The sequence below is a fragment of the Arthrobacter sp. D1-29 genome (assembly GCF_054130585.1).
Genome location: NZ_CP096383.1, coordinates 3,746,651 through 3,762,828, shown reverse-complemented (window position 1 = coordinate 3,762,828; position 16,178 = coordinate 3,746,651). Strand labels below are relative to the sequence as shown.

18 protein-coding genes are annotated in these 16,178 nt (G+C 59.0%); 1 reads left to right on the top strand and 17 read right to left on the bottom strand.

Going from position 1 to position 16,178, the window contains the following annotated elements; genetic code table 11:
• The first annotated feature begins 304 nt into the window (after nt 1-304).
• Nucleotides 305-1,102 carry a response regulator transcription factor gene (locus tag M1E17_RS16915; protein WP_457963129.1) on the top strand — a complete coding sequence of 266 codons (798 nt, stop codon included), beginning with the start codon at nt 305-307 and terminating at the stop codon, nt 1,100-1,102.
• A gap of 22 nt (nt 1,103-1,124) precedes the next feature.
• Here the strand turns inward: M1E17_RS16915 and M1E17_RS16910 are convergent, their stop codons facing one another.
• The 17 genes from M1E17_RS16910 to M1E17_RS16830 all read right to left on the bottom strand — a co-directional run bounded on the left by M1E17_RS16910 (nt 1,125) and on the right by M1E17_RS16830 (nt 16,167).
• Nucleotides 1,125-1,475 (bottom strand): Hpt domain-containing protein, encoded by a 351-nt coding sequence (locus tag M1E17_RS16910; RefSeq protein ID WP_457963128.1) that lies wholly within the window; start codon nt 1,473-1,475, stop codon nt 1,125-1,127.
• A gap of 202 nt (nt 1,476-1,677) precedes the next feature.
• On the bottom strand, nt 1,678-2,562 hold the full coding sequence (locus tag M1E17_RS16905; protein WP_457963127.1) for a type II secretion system F family protein: 885 nt from the start codon (nt 2,560-2,562) through the stop codon (nt 1,678-1,680).
• Between the two features lie 6 nt (nt 2,563-2,568).
• Entirely contained in the window at nt 2,569-3,501 is a 933-nt protein-coding gene (locus M1E17_RS16900) for a type II secretion system F family protein (protein ID WP_457963126.1), read from the bottom strand.
• Between the two features lie 10 nt (nt 3,502-3,511).
• Complete coding sequence (locus M1E17_RS16895; RefSeq protein WP_457963125.1) at nt 3,512-5,002, bottom strand: CpaF family protein; 1,491 nt, start codon at nt 5,000-5,002, stop codon at nt 3,512-3,514.
• Nucleotides 5,002-6,198, bottom strand: coding sequence for an AAA family ATPase (locus M1E17_RS16890; protein WP_457963124.1), 1,197 nt, complete (start codon nt 6,196-6,198; stop codon nt 5,002-5,004). The genes M1E17_RS16895 and M1E17_RS16890 overlap by 1 nt, the downstream gene beginning before the upstream one ends.
• Entirely contained in the window at nt 6,195-6,953 is a 759-nt protein-coding gene (cpaB, locus tag M1E17_RS16885; RefSeq protein WP_457963123.1) for a Flp pilus assembly protein CpaB, read from the bottom strand. The genes M1E17_RS16890 and cpaB (M1E17_RS16885) overlap by 4 nt, the downstream gene beginning before the upstream one ends.
• A 27-nt stretch (nt 6,954-6,980) precedes the next feature.
• On the bottom strand, nt 6,981-8,024 hold the full coding sequence (locus M1E17_RS16880; RefSeq protein WP_457963122.1) for a pilus assembly protein TadG-related protein: 1,044 nt from the start codon (nt 8,022-8,024) through the stop codon (nt 6,981-6,983).
• Nucleotides 8,012-8,386, bottom strand: coding sequence for a TadE/TadG family type IV pilus assembly protein (locus M1E17_RS16875; protein ID WP_457963121.1), 375 nt, complete (start codon nt 8,384-8,386; stop codon nt 8,012-8,014). Before M1E17_RS16875 ends, M1E17_RS16880 begins: the two co-directional genes overlap by 13 nt.
• 155 nt (nt 8,387-8,541) lie before the next feature.
• Nucleotides 8,542-8,829 (bottom strand): Flp family type IVb pilin, encoded by a 288-nt coding sequence (locus tag M1E17_RS16870; RefSeq protein ID WP_457963120.1) that lies wholly within the window; start codon nt 8,827-8,829, stop codon nt 8,542-8,544.
• Between the two features lie 176 nt (nt 8,830-9,005).
• Nucleotides 9,006-9,707, bottom strand: a complete 702-nt coding sequence (locus M1E17_RS16865; RefSeq protein WP_457963119.1) for a type II secretion system F family protein — start codon at nt 9,705-9,707, stop codon at nt 9,006-9,008.
• A 215-nt stretch (nt 9,708-9,922) separates the two neighbouring features.
• Nucleotides 9,923-10,870, bottom strand: a complete 948-nt coding sequence (locus M1E17_RS16860; protein WP_457963118.1) for a type II secretion system F family protein — start codon at nt 10,868-10,870, stop codon at nt 9,923-9,925.
• On the bottom strand, nt 10,867-12,309 hold the full coding sequence (locus M1E17_RS16855) for a CpaF family protein (RefSeq protein ID WP_457963117.1): 1,443 nt from the start codon (nt 12,307-12,309) through the stop codon (nt 10,867-10,869). The genes M1E17_RS16860 and M1E17_RS16855 overlap by 4 nt, the downstream gene beginning before the upstream one ends.
• Nucleotides 12,309-13,502 carry an AAA family ATPase gene (locus tag M1E17_RS16850; RefSeq protein ID WP_457963116.1) on the bottom strand — a complete coding sequence of 398 codons (1,194 nt, stop codon included), beginning with the start codon at nt 13,500-13,502 and terminating at the stop codon, nt 12,309-12,311. The genes M1E17_RS16855 and M1E17_RS16850 overlap by 1 nt, the downstream gene beginning before the upstream one ends.
• Nucleotides 13,499-14,248 (bottom strand): Flp pilus assembly protein CpaB, encoded by a 750-nt coding sequence (gene cpaB, locus M1E17_RS16845; RefSeq protein ID WP_457963115.1) that lies wholly within the window; start codon nt 14,246-14,248, stop codon nt 13,499-13,501. Before cpaB (M1E17_RS16845) ends, M1E17_RS16850 begins: the two co-directional genes overlap by 4 nt.
• A 76-nt stretch (nt 14,249-14,324) precedes the next feature.
• Entirely contained in the window at nt 14,325-15,317 is a 993-nt protein-coding gene (locus M1E17_RS16840) for a Tad domain-containing protein (protein ID WP_457967809.1), read from the bottom strand.
• Between the two features lie 26 nt (nt 15,318-15,343).
• Nucleotides 15,344-15,682 (bottom strand): TadE/TadG family type IV pilus assembly protein, encoded by a 339-nt coding sequence (locus M1E17_RS16835; RefSeq protein ID WP_457963114.1) that lies wholly within the window; start codon nt 15,680-15,682, stop codon nt 15,344-15,346.
• 293 nt (nt 15,683-15,975) lie between these two features.
• Entirely contained in the window at nt 15,976-16,167 is a 192-nt protein-coding gene (locus tag M1E17_RS16830; protein WP_457963113.1) for a Flp family type IVb pilin, read from the bottom strand.
• Nucleotides 16,168-16,178: the final 11 nt, after the last annotated feature.

Genomic DNA, 16,178 nt, shown 5'->3' with positions numbered 1-16,178 from the left:
CAAAGTCCGGAAATAGCGGCCTATTCCACGCTGAACCAGCCTCTCAGCCATGAGGGTGACAGAACCTCTCGGGCATGAAACACCGCATAACGGGCGAAATTACAAGCGCAATCGTGCAGCGCACGGTGCTCCGCCCTCCCTTGGATCGAATGTACGTCTCAAGTCATGATAATTGACTTTGGGCAGATGAAAACAGAAAAGACGTGTCATCCGTCACCCTTGCTTGTAGCGTAGAGATAGTTGGAGCGGAAATGGCATTGGCGCTGGGCCGATGGGGGGCATTCCGCTTGGCATGGGGTAGCAAATGGACGATCTTGGAGTAGCTGTAGTAATCGAAGATGACGTGGATATCCGCAACCTCCTTGAGGGAGTGCTGACTCAGGCAGGGTTTGAGGTACACACGGCCGCTGACGGACGCGAAGGTGTTGAAGTCGTGCGGCACAAGCAGGCCAGCGTGGTGACGTTGGACATCGGCCTGCCGGACATTGACGGGTTCGAGGTGCTCCGGCGAATCCGCTATTTCAGCGATGCCTACGTGGTGATGCTGACCGGCAGAACCGAAGAACCGGATCTGCTCTCGGCACTCAACGCCGGGGCAGATGACTACATCGCCAAGCCGTTCAGGCCGCGGGAACTACGCGCGCGGCTTGCGGCCATGATGCGAAGGCCGCGGCACGAGGTCAACGGGGGAAACACGCCGCGGACGGTGACGTCGGCACCGGCACCTTCAACTTCGGCCGCGGCACCCCCGGCAGAGACGGGAGTGTTGCATCACAACGGCCTGGCCCTGAACCACAGGACGAGGACCGTCACCATGCGGGGAGAACAGTTGGCGCTCACACGCAGCGAGTTTGACCTCCTGCACGAGCTGTTGCGTACCGGCGGCGCAGTGTGTACGAGGGCCGACCTGGTCCGTGCAGTGCGGGGGGAATTCTACGCGGATGACACTTACATCAGCGAAGCGGATGAGCGGGCGGTGGAGGTTCACATCGGCAACCTCCGGCGGAAACTCCAGGAGGATCCCCTGGCACCGCGTTGGCTGCAGACTGTGCGGGGTGTGGGGTACAGGCTGGCCCCAAAGCGCCCCGGTAATTCAACATAACCCAGCGGGGGCCGGGCCCCTATCAGTTCTTCAGAATGTAGTTGGCCTGGAGCTCTGAGACCGTCTGGCCGCCGTCCTCGGCGACTTGTTCCATGAGCGCCTGGCCTTGGCTAAAGTCGCCCTGACGGATCACTTTTTCCAGGAGTTCTGCCAGCCGTGCGAGCCGGAGGCCGCCCACCATGGCCGACGTTATCTTCAGGCTGATAGCCGCGTCGAGGGCAGATGCACGGTCCTCGCTGAGCACTGCGGCTGCCAGACGGCTGTACCGGTGGTCCCACATGGTGGTGTAGTCCCGTGCGAAGCGGACTGCCAGTTCTGAACCATTGAGCTGTTCTTCCAGGTCTTCGAGGACAGCGGAATCAACCAGGGGCAAGAGCTCTTCTCCTTCAAATGGCTGCCGTGAACCCACGCCAGCTCCAGACCCTGCCGGCAGGGCGTCGGATGAGACGCCTCTGTGGCCGGAAGTGGGATCTGGAATGTGCATGGTTCAAGGCTACTTCCTGATTGTTTTAAAAAGTGTGACTTCGGCTGATCCTGTGGAAAGCTTGAGGGACTATTGCGGGGTACTTCTGTTTTCACTGGCCACTGAACGTGACAACGGTGTTTACAACGGCGGGGCCAAGAATTGCAATAAAAAGCACGGGAAATATGAAGAACAAAAGGGGAAACAAAATCATCACGGGAAGCTTCATGGCTTTTTCCTCGGCCCGTTGGCGTCGCTTTACACGCATAGCTTTCGCCTGCACGCGGAGCACCCGGCTAATAGCGATGCCATAGGTATCCGCTTGGACCACGGCCTGGACAAAGCTCTTCAGTTCGGCCAGGTTTGTGCGTTCTGCCAGTGCCAAATAGGACTCCCGGCGGCTGCGCCCCACCTGCATGTCCTGCAGCGTGCGGACCAACTCCTCGGCCAACGGGCCTTTGCCGTTGGCACCGGCACGGGCCATGGCCCCCTCAAATCCCAGTCCTGCCTCTACGGAAATCAGCATTTGATCCAAGGTATTAGCCAATTCCAACTGGATGACTTTTTGACGTTCCTTCCCTTTGCTATAGAGCAGCAAATCCGGAATGAAATAACCCAGAAAGACAAGGAAAAGCCCGGCCAATTTCATCACGGGAGTGGTTCCAACGGAGGTGAGATAAACTCCGAGAGTTATGCCGGCGGCGCCAAGGGCCAGTTTTGATCCCAACGTGCGTCCCAGCGGCATCGTTTCCGGCCGGCCTGCCAACGCAAGCAGGCGGTCGAGGAAAGCGACGTATCCTGCCGGTGTCAGGCGGCGGCCGATGGTTTCCAGCGCGCTGCGACGTACTGGGGCAACGTTGTCTGCCAGGACTGTGCCGCGGCCAAGGATTTCGACGGCGGCGGTGCGTCCCTGCTTGTCAGTGGTCAGCACGGACCAGGTAATCCCCGCCAAGGGGACGCAAACCATCAGGACTGCGAGAAGAATAAGGGGGCTCATTGTTCCTCAGAACTTCAGGTCGATAATCTTGCGCATCCACAATGCGCCGATGGCCATCAGGACGAATGATGCCCCGATCATGGCCCAGCCCAGGGGATGGGTGAACATCGAGTTCATGTATCCGGGATTTACGGTCAGCAACATGCCCACGATGCCAAAGGGCATGGCGATGAGGATGTATGCGGAGAACTTGCCCTCGGCCGCCAGTCCCTTGATGTGGCCTTTGATCTCACTGCGTTCCCTGATGGTTTCATTGACCTGGTCAAGGACGTCGGCAAGGTTGCCGCCCACCTCGCGGTTGATCTGAATGGCCTGGGATATCCAGACGAAGTCCTCGTTTTTCATTCGAACGGCCGTGTCATTGAGGGCTGCCAGGAGATCGCGCCCAAGGCTCGTTTCAGTGATCACGCGCCGCATCTCCTCTGAGGTGGGTTTCTGGGATTCGCTGGCTGCGGCGTCGATGGCCCGAAGGATGCTATGGCCGGCCCGCAAACCTCCCGACAGGAGCTGCAGCGTGTCGCCCAGCTGGCCATCAAACTTCGAACGGCGCTTCCCGGCCAAATAGCCCACCACCATCCGTCCAACAAACGGCGCCAGAAGCGCGAGGAGCAGGCCAACGAGTGGACCGAGGGCTACAAGCCCAATCAGGATCCCCACGCAGGATCCTACTGCGACCAGGATGAAGAACTCCGCCTGGCTCAGGCGAAGGCCTGCATTTTCGAGTTCACTGCGGGAGAACCAGCTGATGCTCTTGCCGGCAAGGACCCGTTCAAAGGAACGCACTGCCGAGGCCGCCAGGCGGGCCAGGCTGGTGGGCGGATTGGCTTCAAAAGGCCGCCGGCGGTCCAGCGGAACTTCCGGCGCGCTGGGCACGGCGATCGCGATGCCCAGGAGACTGACTGCAACCAGGAGGATGGCTGCCCCAACGGTAAGCATCATTGCCGAACCGTCATTTCGTTATCGGAGTGACTGTACCGGCGAAGACCGCCGGCGAGACGTGAATGCCCAGGTCCTCGAACCTGTCAATAAACCTCGGCCTGATGCCGGTGGCCACGGGCTTGCCGAGGAAACGGCCATGCGCATCCACTCCGGCTGAGTAATCGAAGACGAAGGCATCCTGGAGGGTGACAATGTCACCCTCCATGCCCTGCACCTCAGTGACATGGGTGATCCGGCGGGAGCCATCACGCAGGCGGGAGATTTGGACGATGAGGTTTACGGCGGAGGCAATCTGCTCGCGGATTGCCCGCAGGGGCAGGTCCATACCGGCCATCAGGACCAAGGTTTCCAGACGCGCCACCGCGTCGCGCGGGGAGTTGGAGTGCACCGTTGACAGCGAACCGTCGTGGCCGGTGTTCATGGCCTGCAGCATGTCCAATGATTCGCCGCCACGGACCTCACCTACAACGATCCGGTCCGGCCGCATGCGCAGCGAGTTCCGCAGGAGTTCACGGATGGTCACTTCGCCCTTGCCCTCTGTATTGGGAGGCCGGCTTTCGAGACGGACAACGTGCTGCTGCTGGATCTGCAGTTCCACGGCGTCTTCAATCGTCACGATTCTTTCGTCTCCCGGAAGAAAGGAGGAGAGGACGTTGAGGAGGGTGGTTTTGCCGGTGCCCGTGCCGCCGGAGACGATGATATTGAGCTTGGCTTTTACGCAGGCGTCCAGCAGCTCAGCCATCTCGGGTGTCAGGGTTCCGTAGTCGATCAGGTTGCGGACAGTCAGCGGGACCTTGCTGAATTTCCTGATTGTCAGGGAGGACCCGCCTACGGCAAGGGGCGGGATGACCGCATTGACGCGGGAACCGTCTTCCAGGCGGGCGTCCACCAGGGGCGAAGACTCGTCAATCCGGCGTCCTACCTTGGAGACGATCCGTTCAATGACCTTCCGCAGGTGTTCCTCTGAACTGAAACGGGATTCGGTGAGTGTCAGCTTTCCTTTGCGTTCGACGTAGATCTGGTCCATACGGTTGACCATAATTTCGGTGACGGCTGGGTCGTCCAGCAGCCGCTGGAGGGGGCCGTAGCCCAACACGTCATCAGCGACGTCACGGACCAGGCGGGTCCGTTCCTCGGACGAAAGTGGAACCTGTTCGGCGTCGATGATCCGGGTGAGCTCTTCTTTGGCCGTGGCGCGCAGTTCCTGCTCAGTTACCGATGCGTCGTTGAAGCGGGTGCCCATCCTTTCAAAGAGGGCTGTGGCTGCCCGCAGTTTCATCGCGGCAAAGACGTCCACCGGCTGTGCTTTCGCGGCTGCAGGGGCGGGAACGTCAGGCGACGATACTTTGGGCGCCCGTGCGGCAGGCTGTTGCGGGCCTGCGGTTTCCTCCCGGACCGGAGCATGGTGAGCCACCGGACGGGGCTGTTCCAATACCGCCACTGAATGCCCCGCGGCTTGGTGCCTGTCCTGGACGGCTGTAATCCGCTCGGAGAGTTTCATCAGATGACCACCCTTCGGTGAACTTTGCGCTGGGCTTGCGTGCGCCAGACGGGGTTGAAGCGTTCAACAAGCTGTTTGAGGCTTTTCACAGCCGGGTCCCTTTTCGACTCCTGAAGGACAGGTATCCCCCGGTTGGTGGAAAGGGCTACCGCCTTGGAGCGGGGAATGCTGACGTCAACCGGTGCCCCAATGGTGGACTCGACGTCCTGAACGTTGAGGCCGGCCTTGGCGTCTGCCATATTGAGAACCACGTGCCGTGATTCCGGCATGATCTCAAGCTGGCGGAGTACTTCCAGGCCTGACCGCAGGCCCCTTAGGCTTGGTATGTCCATGGCGCTGACCCATACGACGTCGGTGCACTGCTCCATGGCAGCGAGGCCTATTTCGGGCAGGCCCGGCGCGGTATCCACCACAACGTACTGGAATTCCTTGGACAGCTGCTCAAGCAGGCGGGTGACCTGATCAGGAGTGATGTGGTCCGCTTCCACGGGAGTTGGCGGTGCGCAGAGGGCGTAGATTCCTGCGGGGTGCACCGTGAGGAACGCCTTAAGGACCAATGAATCCTGGTGTGCGGCTGAGGAAACGGCGTCAGTGACGGTGTGCTCGGGGTTGAGGTACAGACCCGAGGCAACGTCGCCAAACTGCAGGTCAAGATCCACGATGACCACACTCATGGGTGCGATCTGGCCCAGGCCGATGGCGATGTTGGTGGCCAGGGTGGTCTTCCCAACACCTCCTTTGGGGGAAAAGACACCAATCACCAGACCCTTGCCGCCGTTTTCTGCCGGGGCTGACTCGTGGCTGCGGTGACGCGTCGCAAAGGACTGGCAGGCGTGTTCCAGCAGCACCCGGATCTCCGCGGGATCGGCGTTGGGGCTGAGGATGTCCCTGATCCCGGCCCGCATGGCCAGCAGGAGGGCAGAGGGGTCGGCGTCGCTGACCAGAACCAGGCTGAGTCCCGGGAGCTGGACATCGAAGACTTTGGCAAAGCGCAGCGCCTCTTCAATAGGAACATCCGGTCCGATGATGAGTACCTCCGGCTGCTCCTGGTTAAGGAGCGCAAACAGCTGCTGGGGTCCGGCGGGAAGGATGTCCGAAGCGATGGTCTGGACCGTGCCCCTGAGCCCGTTCGCCACGGCTGCACGCAGTCTCTGATCGAACTCGACGTTGGGGGAGAGGAGGACGAAGCGGCTCATTTGTAGACCACTTCCTTCCGCTCAACCCGGGGACCGTTGTCCTGGGCGTCGAGGGGTTCCTTGGTGAGCCAGAGGCTGCCGTTGATTGACGTGAAGATGATCTTGCCGGCGTCGGTGTCCGTGACGGCGACGGTAAGCATAAGGGAACCTTCAGGGAGGGTGGTGTCCTGGGAGTTTGTTCCGTCCTCGGCAGGCTTCTCTGCGCTCGCCGCCAGGGGAGCGCGCTGCACCGCCGTGACCAGGACTTTGCGGAGAGTGAGCTGGGTGGTGGCGTCCTCTCCCTTGGCCTTGTAGGCGCCGTTCTCGAAGTTGAGGGAGATGCCCACATGGTCGCCAACGTTAATCCGGCCGCCTACTACCCGTTGCGGTTCCAGCTGGAAGGAGACTTCCTGCAGGCCTGCCGGCACCTTTACAGCGCCCGTGGCCTTGACGGCGTCCGGTGCCACCAGGCGTTCGGCCAGGAGCTGTTCGCCGGGGACAAGATCAACAGCGCTGACCGTGCCTCCCGAGTTGGCCAGGGTGCTAAGCGCGGTGTCGGCCACGCCCGAGGCCGGAACCTTCTCAGTGACCAGGGCTGCGGCCATGGCATCAACTGTGGTGCCTGCCGGGATCGCGGTCTTGACCACCAGGACGTCCACGGGCTCCATGTTCGCCATGGCGCGCTGGTCTGCTCCTTGAGCGTAAAAGATGATGAGGAGAGCTCCAACAATCGCCAACGCAATCGCAGCCGTTCCTGCCAGCAGGCGAGACTTCACTTTCAACTCCTAGTTGAGGGTGACGGGTTAGGGGGTCATTCGGACGATGGTGGTGCCGGAAGCGTCCACCGGGCCGAGGGCGTATCCGTCCGCGAGGGACACGTATTTGACAAAGCTGCCGATGACGCCGCGGCAGTTTCCCGTGCATTCTGTCGCAGCGGTAACTCCGGTGGCCGTCGACGCTGCGCTGCGGAATTCGTAGGGGAGGCCGGTGCCTCCGCTGAACTTCCAGCCAGTGACCTTGAACGCGGCAAAGTACACCATGCTGTACACGGCTCCCGAGCCAGTGCCCGTGACTTTGTTGAAGACGGGCAGCAATACAACGGCTTCACGGCCGGCAGCGATTTCGCTGGCCCAGCGGTTTAGTTCTGTAGAGCAGTTACTGGGGGCGTCGTTGCCTGGATCGCTTCCGCCCTCACTGACTGTGAGGTCGATGGTCCCCCCGCAAACGCCCGGGTCCTGGGTTAGCCAACCAAAACCACCCTGAACAGCGGCGCCTGATGGGCCGTAGTTGCAGTCCAAGTTGGCATTCTTGCCATGTTCCTGGAGGAGTTGGAGAGCGCCGCCTACGTTGTCCTTCACCTGGCAGATGGAGAAGGCGAGTGGAAAAGCCGTGCGTCCTGAGAGCGGGCTGCCCCAGGTTGCGGACGCGAGGGCACCCACTTCTTTGGTGGGGATACCCAGAATGTCTGCAAAGAAGAGGGAAACGGAATTGTCGGGGCTGCCGGACTCCTTGGCAGACGTGGTGACCATCACCGTTCGAGCTGTCTTATCCAGTTGAATGGAAAAGACGTTACTGGAGCCGTCGAGGGCATTTTGGTTGGCGAGGCTGGCCGCGAGGGTGGACGTCGTTGAACACAATGCATCGCTGGCATCGCGTGCGCATTTTTGGGCGGTGGCAACAGCGGCTGCGTCGGCACCGTTTTGCAGTTCGGAACGTTCCGAATAGATCTTGCCGACGTCGATGGCGATTGCCACAAAACCCAGCATGGCCACCATCAGCAATGCCACGATGACGGTGATGCTGCCGCGTTCCTGGGGCGGTTGACGCGTTGCTGTCAGCCGCCGCACAGCATGACTCCTTTGCCTGTCATTGCAAAGGGGCCAGCGATGCCGGTGATGGTTGAAAGGTTGTAATTGATGGTGAGGGTCACCTGGTCCCCGGTGCTGCAGATGGTGGTGCTGAGGGTGATATCGGAATCGGGGATGCCGGAGCTGACCGCAGCTGCCGCATTCTTGGCAGCGGTCCTGGCGCCGGCCTGGTCCTTGGCGATAGCCATGACCCTGACCCCCTCCCGGGCGGCATTTGTAAGTGTGATCTGGGCGTTGTAGGCCCGGCCGAATTCGATGGTTCCCAAAACCAGCATGAGAAGCAGGGGGAGCAAGATCGCGAACTCAACGGCGACTGCGCCGCGTTCTGACTGTTCACGCATCAGGTAGGTCCCTTTCGTATCTTGCAGTGGCCGGGGAAGGCTCTAAGGGCCTGAAACTGGTGTGCGGTGCAGGTATGGGCCTGCACCGCACGACTTTTGAACGTGGCTATCTACGCAGGTTCTAGGTCCCGGCGTCCGATCTAGGTATCGATGGGCTAGAGCGCAGTGTTTATGTTGGCGAAGAAGCCGTTCAGCTTGCCGCCCAAGGTGCTGACAGCGACGATGATGACAACCGCGATAAGGCCGACCATGATGCCGTATTCAACAGCGGTGGCGCCTTTTTCTCCCTGGAGACGGTCCTTGAGAGCGAAGCCGAGGGTCTGAAGAGTAGCGATAAGTGAAAGCATTTGAAACTCCTGAGCGAGTTGGGGTGGCTGGTCCTGCACCAGCTCTAAAACGAAGTTAGCAAGCAAAAAAGGGGCTAAAGCCGGAACTTGCAGCATCCTGCGCAAAGGCTTCTTCCCCTGCGCCTTTCCTGTGCTTTTGCTCTCCGGATACTGCGCGGAACCTCGGAAACAATGGCTGCGGGCACACAAACGGACCCCCTCGGTTCTGGGTGCCGAGGGGGTCCGGTCTTTGGGGCGCCGGGTGGCGCGTCTTGCGGGTATCGAAACCTAGCTCAGAAGGCGCCTACGAAATTTTTCATGACGTTGATGACAGCCGGTCCGATGATCACGATGAATAGAACAGGAAGGATGCAGAACATGAGAGGGAAGAGTACTTTAACCGGCAGCTTCATAGCCTTTTCCTCTGCACGCTGACGCCGCTTTACACGCATCTGCTTAGCTTGAATACGGAGGACATTTGCTATCGCAATTCCATAGATGTCTGCCTGGACAACAGCCCGCACGAAACTTCGCAAATCAGGTACATCGGTTCTCGTCGCCATGGAGGTATAAGCATCCCGTCGACTTCGTCCGACTTGCATATCCTGTAAAGTCCTCATGAGTTCGGCAGCGAGAGCACCTTTTCCGTTCTGGGCGGCACGGGCCATTGCAGTTTCAAAACCGAGTCCAGCTTCCACCGAGATCAGCATCTGATCGAGGGTGTTCGGAAGCTCGAGTTCTATCTCTTTTTGTCGCTTGGCTCCACGTCCATGAATCAGGATGTCTGGTGCGAAGTACGCAAGCGCGGCCAGGAACACTACAGAAAGAACGGCAGGCCCGGTCGGATTCTTGATGATGGAAATGATGCCAAGAACGGCCGCCACCAATGCCAGGGCGGGCTTAGCGATTAGCAAGCGGTCCAGAGGAAGCCGAGCAGGCCTTCCAGCACGCGCGAGTAGCTTGTCGAGCCATCCGGTATAACCCTTCGGAGTCATGCGCATCCCCAGAGGGACAGACGGTTTGGAGTCCACCGACGGTGCAGATCCCCCAGCCACAACTATTCCTTCACTCAAGCGAAGTCCTCGTCCGAGGTTACTGCGAACGGCTGCAAACCCCCTCCTGTCCACAGAAACCAGTGACCAAACCAGGAATGAACAAGGGATTATGATCAGCCCCACGATTACCCATGCCATTGTCGTCATGATTTCTCCTAGAACTTGATCTGCACTACGCGGCTTAGCCAGAAGCTGCCAACGGCCAGCAAGACTCCAGCCGTAGCCAACATGAACCAACCAAGTACGTTGGTATAAAGCGTTGCAATATAGGCGGCGTTAACCACGCTCATATAGAAAAACATTCCAACTGGGAGCGCGACCAGAATGTAGGCGGAAAGACGGCCTTCGGCGCTTAGGGCCTTTACCTGCCCCTTAATCTGCGCCCGCTCGCGTATAGTTTCACCAACGTGATCCAGCACTTCTGCGAGGTCCCCTCCCACTTCGCGATGTATTTCAATCGCCTGGCTTATCCAGTCGAAGTCTTCGCTGCGTAGTCGCCTCGCGGCGTCAGCCATCGATTCTCTCAAATCCCGACCAAGCCGCGACTCGTTGATGAGTCGGGCGAACTCCTCGGATGTTGGTGCCTCGGCTTCCTGCGAAACGGCATCTATCGAACGCAGGAGGCTATGGCCGGCGCGCAACCCTCCCGCGAGCATTTGGAGCGTATCGCCCAGCTGTGAGTCGAACTTGCTGCGACGACGAGCGGATAGAATGCCCAAAAACAGCTTCCCAGCGAGTGGGGTTGCGCATATGAAGAGTACGCATGTGAGGGTTCCGGCCAAAATAAAACCTACTACTCCGGCCGTGACAGAAACGCACGCAATGAGCAAGATGAAGTCAGCCTGCCTCATCTTAAGACCTGCCTGTTCAAGGGAGACTCGACTTCCAAAAGCAGCATTTTTGCTGACTTTTCGATCAAGGAACGTCGTCGCTGAATTTGTCACCCTCGTCAACAGGGATGGGCCGTTTGTGACGCCTGGCCTTCTCCTGGACAAGGGAATATCCCCCCGACTACTTTTCAACGTGAATACCAGCAGCACACCTAACGCGAGGAAGCAAAGAGCTATCCCGATAGCCAAAAACACCGGATTCGTTACCGTCAACGGAACGCACCTCCTGTAGACACGCTGCCAAACACGGTGGGAGATAGTGGAATTCCTAGGTCGGCGAAGTGGTCGACGAATCGTGGACGAACTCCGGTCGGCACAGGCCGTCCTAGGAACCTTCCGTGGGCGTCGACTCCCGCGCTGTAGTCAAAGACGAAAGCGTCTTGCAGAGTGACCACGTCACCCTCCATGCCCTGAACCTCAGTGACATGGGTCACTCGACGGCTGCCATCACGCAGCCTGGAAATGTGTACGATCAAGTTCACGGCAGACGCTATCTGTTCCCGGATCGCACGAAGAGGCAAGTCCATTCCTGCCATTAGGACCAACGTCTCCAGACGTGAGATGGCATCCCTGGGCGAGTTGGCATGAACGGTGGAGATCGAACCATCGTGTCCGGTGTTCATAGCCTGCAGCATGTCCAAGGATTCCCCGCCCCGGACCTCACCGATCACTATTCTGTCAGGACGCATTCGGAGGGAATTTCGAACGAGATCACGGATAGTGATCTCCCCCCGGCCTTCAATGTTCCTGGGCCGACTTTCCAACCTAACGACGTGCTCCTGCTGGAGCTGGAGTTCCACGGCGTCTTCGATGGTGACGATTCGCTCTGCTGCTGGAATAAAGGATGACAAGACGTTAAGAAGGGTTGTCTTACCGGTGCCAGTTCCTCCGGAAACGATGACATTCAATCGAGCCCTGACGCAGGCCTGCAGCAGCTCCGCGATTTCCGGAGACATGGACCCCAATGAAATGAGGTTCTGGACGGTTAGGGGCACTTGCCCAAATTTGCGGATGGTTAGAGACGAACCGCTGACTGCGAGGGGCGGAATGATTGCGTTGACACGGGAACCGTCGGCCAGCCTGGCATCCACTAGAGGGGAAGACTCGTCGATACGCCTTCCCACCTTGGTGACAATCCGTTCGATGACTTTCCTCAAGTGCTCCTCGCCGTTAAATCGGGCGCCCGTGAGGGTGAGCTTTCCATTTCGCTCGACATAGACTTTGTCCGGACCGTTGACCATGACCTCCGTAATCTCGCCGTCGCTCAGAAACTTCTCAAGCGGACCCAATCCCAGAACATCGTCAATAATCTCCTGGACCAGCCGCTGGCGCTCGCCGACTGTGAGGGGGATTTCGTCGTCTTCAATGATGCTGCGCAATTCGTCTTTTACGTATTGCTGGAGCTCCGACTCTTCAATTGAGGAATCGGTGATTCGGCTTCCCATACGCTCATAGAGGGCTGTCCCTGCACGTTCTTTGACAGCGCTCAGGGCCTCGTTCGGCTCGCTGACGTAGCTTACAGACTCGAAGGGGTTCGCTCCTTGGTCTGCTGGAGAGGGGGTTGCCTTCCACTGTCCGCTCGCCGGCTCGGCAATAGCATCCTTGTTGCCGTCGAGGCCACGAGCGACCTCTAATCTTCTGGCCAGGCTCATCAGACTATTACCCTTCTGTGCAGTTTCTTATGGGGCCGTTGTTCCCAGTTGGGCTTGAACCTATCCACCAGTTGCCCCATGCCTCGGGCGGCTGCATCCCGGCTGCCTTCCTGCAGGAGCGGCATACCCTTATTTGTCGAGAACGGAACTGCCCGGGAACGCGGGAGGACAATGTCAACGGGGCATCCAATGGTTGCCTCTACATCCTGCAAAGTCAGACCGCTCTTTCGGTCAGCGAAGTTGAGCACTACATGCCGATTTCCTGGAAGGAGATCAAGCTCGGTAAGAATGCTGAAGCCCGTCCTGAGGCCTCGAATACTTGGTATGTCCATGCCACAAATCCAGACGGCGTCTGTCGCTTGATCCAAGGTAGCCAAGACATGCTCCCCTAAGCCTGGGGCAGTATCGACCACGACGTACTGGAATTCAGCGGCAAGCTGACCGATGAGGTGCCCCACCTGTTCACCGCTGATTTTGTCAGCGTGGGCAGGGTTGAGAGGAGCGCACAAGGCGTACACGCCGGACGGATGGAGGGTCAGGTATGACTTCAGAACCATCGTGTCCTGGGTAGCTGCCCCGGTCACCGCGTCCGCCAAAGTTCGCTCCGGCTCCAGCATCAACCCGGAGGCTACGTCGCCAAACTGTAGATCCAGATCCAGCACCACGACGCTCATTGGGGCAATTTTGCCGAGGCCGACTGCCAAGTTCGTTGTAACAGTCGTCTTTCCCACCCCCCCCTTTGGTGACATGACGGCAATGATGCGTCCTCCCGAAACACCGTCCTCGACCGACGCTCCCAGCCCGCGTCGCCTTCCGGCAGCCGCAAGGCTTGCTCGTTCCAGCATGCTCCGTATGTCTTCGGAGGTCGCCAGGGGGCTCAGAAGGTCACGGATGCCGGCCCGCATGGCAGCAAGGGCCACGTTAGATTCACTCTCGGTGACTAGAACGACACTGATTTCCGGGTATTGGAGATCGAACAAACTCGCCAATCGGATTGAGTCATCTGTGGGCAGACCGGGACCCAGGAGTATCACCTCTGCCAGTTCGCCGCTCAACACCCGCAGGATGTCGTCGGGGCTAGGGGGGAGGTAGTCGGCCGCCAGAGTCTGCAAAGTCCCGTGCAGGCCGGCGACGGCTTGTTGCGCCCGATGAGAGAAGTTGGTGTCAGCTGTAATCAGCACGAATCTGCTCATCGGAACAGCTCCATCTTCTTCACGGTCAACGGGGCGCTTTCGGTTGCTGAATCTGGTTCTTTTGTCAGCCACAGCTGTCCAAATGTTGCTGCGAATGCGATTTTTGTTGCATCTGTGTCACCCCTTGCAAAGGTCACCAGGAGTTGACCTGTAGGCAACTGCGTGTTTGCCTGTTCGGCTGGGTCCGTCTGACCGTTTGTAGAGGTCTGAGCAGTGGACCGCTGAACGCTGGTGACCAGGACCTTGTGAAAAATCTGCTGCGCAGACTCTCCTCCACCCGCGTTCGCTCCGTCCTCGAAGAGGGCAACGATTCCCACGGTGTCCCCGGCGGCGATTCGACCTCCAACAACGCGCTGCGCTTCCAGCTGTACTGAGATTTCCTGCATTCCTGCAGGGACGGGAACCGATCCTGGTGCAGCCAAACTGGTCGGATCGACGAGCCTGACACCCAGGAGAGCTTCTCCCGGCACTAGGTCTGCAGAAGCCACCTTGCCCTCCAGACCGTCCAGGCTCTTGAGCGCGCCATTGGGTACTGACGCAGCCGGAAGGGAAGCGAGCCTGACGGATTCCCTGATCTGGTCAAGCGTTGCACCTTCGGAAACCTGTTTTTCAACAACGAGTACATCAATGGGCTGAAGATCTTCTTGGGCTCTGGCTTCAGAACCTTGAACGTATGAGACCAGAAGCAATGTGCCAACTACTGCGAGCACAAGCGCTACGATGCCTCCCAGAAGGCGAGTTTTCACTTGGATATCTCCTTAGTTATTTAGCTGCCGCCCCAGCTGGCTGCTCCAGTCTCAGGCGATTGGGTTGGAGCTTTCGTTACTGGCTTAGCTGCGCGCCCGTGGCGCCGTAGGTGGTTGGTCCACCGAGTGTGGCTGCCTCCGCCAGCGAAACCTTCTTGATGAAGCGACCGAAGATACCGTTATCGCTATTTTTGAGCTTCAATGACTTGGAAAGAGTGGTGGCCTCAGGTGTCATGAAATCTTCAGGCAGCTTTGTCCCGCCTGCAAGATTCCAGCCACGCAGCGAGATTTGGGCGAAAGCCTCGATATGAAACTCGGCATTACTGCCTGTTCCGCGACGGTCGTCGAAAATGGGAACGAGGATTTCCACTGTCTTAGAAGGATCAGCCAGGATGGCACCCCATTCATTCATTCTGGTGGCGCAGTCGGCATCATAATTTTGTCCAGTATCCGTTCCAACCCAAGGATCGGTGATGCTGACTTTCGCACTGCAGGATCCTGGTGAATCCAGCCATCCGAAGCCTCCAGGAACTTCATGCCCCGACGACGATGATGTGACGCATTCGTAGGCCGGGTCGTCAGCCAGGCTGTCCCCATGAGAAGGAAAGAACTGCAGGTCCTTCGTAAAGAAGGGATCCGACTCGCACTTGGAGAAGGCCAAAGGAACGACGTTGGCCGAGGAATACCCGCCGAACTTCGCTTGCGCGGACGCTTTGATGTCTGATGTTTCAATCCCCAGGGCCCGCGCGAAAGCCAAAGAGAAATGGTTGTTGCCGGAGGTGTCCTGTGCCTGGGTAGTTACATTGACGACCCCCGAGCCTACGGTTGCGCTGACAACGTTGCTGTGGGCGTCCAGCGCATTGTCGTTGGCCAGGCCGGCCGCGGCAGCTACGGGAGCTGCACAAGCAGGCCCGGCTGGAGTCGCCGCGCACGCCTGCGCTATGGCCAGAGCCGAAGAGTCGGCCCCGTTTTGTAGCTGCGCGTGTTCGGAATACATCGTCGCCACGTCCACGGCGAAGGCAGCCATGCCTAAGAGGAAAACCATGATGAGGGCAGTCAATGGGGCCACGACCCCGCGTTCAGAACCCTGGACCTTCATCCGCCGCATCGCATGACACCTTTTCCTTGAATTGTGAGATTGGCAGGCATGCCTGGAATTAGCTGAGGGAAACCTGTCAGCCATGGAGTCGTGTAGCTCACCGTGACTACGGCATTGTTGCCTGCCGAACATGTTCCCGTACCTGAATAGCTGATGCCGATGTCAGATGCGCTCAAGGAGACGGACGGGGCCGCGGCTACTCCGGCATCTTGCGCATGCGAGTCGGTGTATCCGGTTTCCGCACAGTGAATGGCTGCATAACGCGCTGCTTCACGGCCGGCTTCGCTGAGCGAAACCTGGATGTTGAATGACCTGCCGAACTCGGCGATGCCCAAGACCAGTCCCAAGAAGATTGGGAGCACGAGGGCAAACTCAACGGCGACCGCGCCTCTCTCCCGTGCGCCTCTACGCCGCCTTGAGTTAACACATGTCTTCATAAGATTTGACCGGATTCTAGGAAGCCCGGAGTGAATCCGGGCAAGTTTTAGTCGCATGGTTGACTCGAGATGCCGGCGATTGGTGCCGTCATACGGCGGGGAGTCAAAGAGGGAAGCCCAGGTGCGGGAACGGAGCGGACGAGCATCTGCCCGACCTCCCGCCCCGCCCCTGGGCTTCGAGGGCCTTACGGCTACAGTGCGTTGGACACCGTGGTGAAGGCCGTGTTGACCTGGCCTCCGAGGGTAGCGACGATGGTGATGATTACCGCCGCGATCAGAGCAACGAGGAGGCCGTATTCAACTGCCGTAGCCCCCTTTTCTGAACCCAGTTGAGCCTTGGCTTTCGTAATAAACCCCAGAATTGAAAGCAGTACCAAATTCATGGCTTCTGGTT